Source organism: Rodentibacter sp. Ppn85, assembly GCF_001999335.1.
Lineage (GTDB): Bacteria > Pseudomonadota > Gammaproteobacteria > Enterobacterales > Pasteurellaceae > Rodentibacter.
On record NZ_MLHS01000006.1, the window covers coordinates 1 to 3,344 of the forward strand.

General features: G+C 40.3%; 3 protein-coding genes and 1 pseudogene. All 4 read left to right on the forward strand.

Annotated features, from left to right (window positions below; genetic code table 11):
* Positions 1-35 precede the first annotated feature (35 nt).
* Positions 36-893 carry a hypothetical protein gene (locus BKL51_RS01000; protein ID WP_077464902.1) on the forward strand — a complete coding sequence of 286 codons (858 nt, stop codon included), beginning with the start codon at positions 36-38 and terminating at the stop codon, positions 891-893.
* A gap of 157 nt (positions 894-1,050) precedes the next feature.
* A complete protein-coding gene (locus tag BKL51_RS01005; RefSeq protein WP_077464903.1) occupies positions 1,051-1,260 on the forward strand; it encodes a hypothetical protein in 210 nt (69 codons plus the stop codon).
* An 8-nt stretch (positions 1,261-1,268) separates the two neighbouring features.
* Positions 1,269-2,132 (forward strand): hypothetical protein, encoded by an 864-nt coding sequence (locus tag BKL51_RS01010; protein ID WP_077464904.1) that lies wholly within the window; start codon positions 1,269-1,271, stop codon positions 2,130-2,132.
* A 100-nt stretch (positions 2,133-2,232) separates the two neighbouring features.
* Positions 2,233-3,102, forward strand: a pseudogene (locus tag BKL51_RS01015) (type VI secretion system Vgr family protein); the annotation flags it as partial.
* Positions 3,103-3,344 lie beyond the last annotated feature (242 nt).

Consider the following 3,344-nt stretch of genomic DNA (forward strand, 5'->3'; position numbering starts at 1 on the left):
GCCTATTTAGAAAAAATGAAATATAAGGGGAAATTATGTTTAATTTTGATAATCGAACGACATCTTATACACCCGATACGATTTCAAGAAATATCAAGCGGGTTAGAGAGGGGGTGATTGAAATACGCCGTTATAGTGAGGCTAAATTTAAACAATTTTTTTGGCTTTGGATTATTGCGCTTTTTGGTGTATTCGGATTCAATCCCGAATATAGGGAGATTATACGAGATGAGATTGAATGGGCTATCTCACCAGATATTAAACTAGCACCTCAGTACAGTGATTATAAAAATAAGATGATTAGTATTAACGAATCATATCCTACCTATGAGGAATATAAAGAGGAAATGTTAGAGATCCATGGCTCACGCCGTTACACCGGTGCTTTTGCTATGTTCTTTCCGGTATTTTTATTTTTTATGCTTATCTCACCAAACTGGCGCCCATTACGTATCGACACCAACCGCCGTATTGCTTATTTTTGGTTATTCGGCAAATTTTATATTACCCGTTATGATGAAAGAACCAATCCGATTAAAACATTTCAGCCTTATTCTTATCAATCACGTTTAACTAATCCCGAACATGCGGCATTGGTATTAACTATTCCCCATGAAACCGACCCCGACGATAAAGTACGGGTAGATTTAGGGATTTTCCGCCCCGCCTGTGATTTTCAAGATCAAGTATTAAGAGAATTTTTAACCGACTATATGCAAAGCCTAAACCCCGACGAGGAGTTTGCCCGTTACTTCAAAAAAGAAAAACGCTTATGGTCGGACTATATAAACTTCTTTTACCATTTAAGCCTGTTCCCAACCCGTGGTTACAATGAAAAGAAAACTGAAGCCAAAATCCAACAATGGCTTGAAAACAACCCTGAGGTTTATTAAAAACGCAGCTATTTTTAACCGCACTTTTGAGGTAGGGACGCCACGCTGGCGTCCGTAAAAAATCAAATGATTTCATAAAATTGAATGGTGGCAACAAACGGTATGGGGTTCACCGGGCGAGCGTGGCGAACAGTTTTCGGATTTAGGCTCGGCAAAAGTGAAGAAAAAACGCATACTGTCAAACTGTATTGAGTTAGATTTTTCCGACACACAATCAATTGGCGTGGCAACGCCTGCGCCGGATTGGCGCAATCAAGGCAGAACCGTTATCGCCACACAAGGGGTATTAACCTTAAAATACCCCAAACTGGGTTCTTCGACGGACTATTTTATTGTTCAACGTTTATTTAGAAAAAATGAAATTTAGGAGATATTGTGTTTAATTTCAATAAGCAAACGACATCTTATACACCCGATACGATCTCAAGAAATATCAAGCGGGTTAGAGAGGGTGTGATTGAAATACGCCGTTATAGTGAGGCTAAATTTAAGCAATTCATTTGGTTATGGATCATTGCAATTATTGGAGTAGGAACATATGACACAATGAATGAAAGGAGTATTTATAAAGACATAAAATGGGCTCTAGATCCCGATGTTCAACTACAAAAACAGTATGATAGGTTGACTAGAGTATATGAATCTCATAATAAACTAGAACAACTAGAACCATATGTTGAATATAAAGAAAGTATGCTTAAACGTCATAAAGGAAGCACTTATGTCGGTTTTTTCTATATCCTGTCTCCAATATTCTTATTTTTACTACTAATCTCACCAAACTGGCGCCCATTACGTATCGACACCAACCGCCGTATCGCCTATTTTTGGTTATTCGGCAAATTTTATATTACCCGTTATGATGAAAGAACCAATCCGATTAAAACATTTCAGCCTTATTCTTATCAATCACGTTTAACTAATCCCGAACATGCGGCATTGGTATTAACCATTCCCCATGAAACCGATCCCGACGATAAAGTTCGGGTAGATTTAGGGATTTTCCGCCCCGCTTGTGATTTTCAAGATCAAGTATTAAGAGAATTTTTAACCGACTATATGCAAAGCCTAAATCCCGATGAAGAATTTGCCCGTTACTTCAAAAAAGAAAAACGCTTATGGTCGGACTATATAAACTTCTTTTATCATTTAAGCCTGTTCCCGACCCGTGGCTATAATGAAAAGAAAACCGAAGCCAAAATCCAACAATGGCTTGAAAATAACCCTGAGATTTATTAAAAACGCAGCTATTTTTGAGGAAAAAAACTAAAGTGCGGTTGTTTTTTACTTTATTTTCAAAAAATCGCAGGACTCTCTCAGTAGAGCTCTAGTCCAAGATGAAGATCAAAACAACGAACACAGCTCTTGCTGGATTCGAGTCAGCCAAGGTTGGGCGGGCGCACAGTTCGGGCATATTGCCATTCCCCGTATCGGTCATGAAGTGATGGTGGATTTCCTAGTGGGCGACCCCGACCAACCGGTCATTACGGGGCGCACCTATCACAGTACCACCGAACCGCCTTATGCCCTGCCCGAGCATAAAACCCGTATGACCATTAAATCCAAAACCCACAAAGGTAACGGCTTTAACGAACTACGTTTTGAAGATGAAAACGGCAAAGAAGAAGTATTTATCCACGCCGAGCGTGACCAAAACAATGTGGTGAAAAACGATGAAACCACCCAAATCGGTCATGACCGTACAGAACAAGTAGGAAACGACGAAACTATCACCATCGGTAATAACCGCACCGAAACCGTCGGACAAGACGAACCCCTCACCGTCGGACGTGACCAATCCAATAAAATCAATCGCAACCGAATGACTAAGATTGAAAAGGATGAGGTGCTCAATATCGGCAACAACCTTTCATTGGATGTCTATGCTAATCAAGAGAGTAAAACAGGGCGGGACTATAAACATCGAGTGGAAGCTAAAGCAATTCTTGAAGTTGGACAATTATTAAAACATCACACCAAACACGCCAATATGGAGGCAGAAAATAAAGTGCGTGTGGCAGGTCCTGGCGGTACCGTTATTATTGACGCCAAAGGAATTACCCTGAAAGGCAAAGTCACCGTCAAAGGCGACCTTATCACTCGTGGCGGTGCTCCGGACAAAATCGAAACGCTCTCCTTTATGGCAAACCAAGGTGAGGAACTTTGCCAAGCCTGTGAAGACATGAAGAATAAGAAAGTGGAAAGCTGATTGTCGATTGGTTTCAAAAGAAGAAATAAAAATATAAAGAATAAGGAGAAAATGCGGTTGAATTTCAGTTTGTTTTCGTCGGATCGTTGAAGAATGATTAGAATGCTCAAAAACATCTGAAAAACAACCGCACTTTTGGTCTATTACAGGACGACAGGAGATAATGCTATGTCCACACCACAACCGACCGGGCAAATTTGGCTCACTCATTATCATTTAAGCTGTCAAGCCACACCCCATAT

What these genes read in the sequence shown, in the direction of transcription:
- BKL51_RS01000 (WP_077464902.1), top strand. Translation starts at nt 36, where the DNA reads ATGTTTAATTTTGATAATCGAACGACATCTTATACACCCGATACGATT.